1 protein-coding gene is annotated in these 908 nt (G+C 54.2%); it reads right to left on the bottom strand.

Going from position 1 to position 908, the window contains the following annotated elements:
* Positions 1–41: 41 nt before the first annotated feature.
* Complete coding sequence (locus tag HX873_RS31520) at positions 42–422, bottom strand: RidA family protein (protein WP_003217799.1); 381 nt, start codon at positions 420–422, stop codon at positions 42–44.
* Positions 423–908: the final 486 nt, after the last annotated feature.

The following is a 908-nucleotide window of genomic DNA, read 5'->3' as shown; positions in this document are numbered from 1 at the left end:
GCTGGCTACCGGCGGCGTCGAATATTGAACGACGCTCCTGATCAGCCCTTGGCGGCCATCGCAGTGACTTCAACCCGCATGCCTTCGACGGCCAGGGCGGCAACACCAACCGCCGCACGCACCGGCCAGGGCTTGGCGAAGTAGCGCTTGTAGACTTCATTGAAAGCGGCGCGGTCGGCCATGTCGGTCAGGTAGATGGTCAGGTGCATGACCCGGTCAATCGAACTGCCGGCACGTTCCAGGGCCACCTTGAGGGCTTGCAGGGTGCATTCGCTTTGCAGGGTGATGTCGCCAAGCTCCAGGCTGCCGTCGGCGCGGGTAGGGATTTGCGTGGAGACGAGGATGCCGTTGAAGCCGATAACGTCGGAAGAGATGGAGTCCGGGTCGAGATCGGGGGTGAAGGCGAGGTCGTGGTTGGCCATGGGATTCCCTTGGGTGACATCAGAAAGAAGGCCGATATGGTCCCCGAAAAAAAGGCCCGGGGCAAACCCGGGCCTTTTCGGCGAAGCAGCAAGGTAAAACGAAAGTCCACGATCAACCGTGTTTGTTTAACTAGCCTGTTGTTTCGTGGATAGTTTAATTGCCAATAGTTGCGTGCGCAGGTGCACTGCCGATTAAACTCGATTAATTAAAATTCACTGTGCATATGCGCACGCTGCTGTAGTTTTAACCCTGTCTTAGCCGCTCTGCTTCGACAACATCCTTTGGTTTGCCGCCGCAGTCTCTGCGGCGGATTTTTTATGGGCGCTGATGTATATATATTTAACTTATTTATAAAGTGGCACTTTGATAGTTGATTGAATCAAACTATCAGTACACCAAGAGAGGCTTATGCCTTCCCCATTTCGCACAACTGCTCTGCAAGATGAGGGATTAATCCACCCCCGCTGACTGCCTATAGTTCTTTC

The organism is Pseudomonas sp. P7758, assembly GCF_013386485.1.
Lineage (GTDB): Bacteria > Pseudomonadota > Gammaproteobacteria > Pseudomonadales > Pseudomonadaceae > Aquipseudomonas.
Note: the sequence above shows the minus strand (reverse complement) of the source record. Positions and strands in the feature narration are given on the sequence as shown.

Bases quoted from the DNA above. Each gene is read 5' to 3' on its own strand.
- HX873_RS31520 (WP_003217799.1), bottom strand. From the start codon at position 422: ATGGCCAACCACGACCTCGCCTTCACCCCCGATCTCGACCCGGACTCC.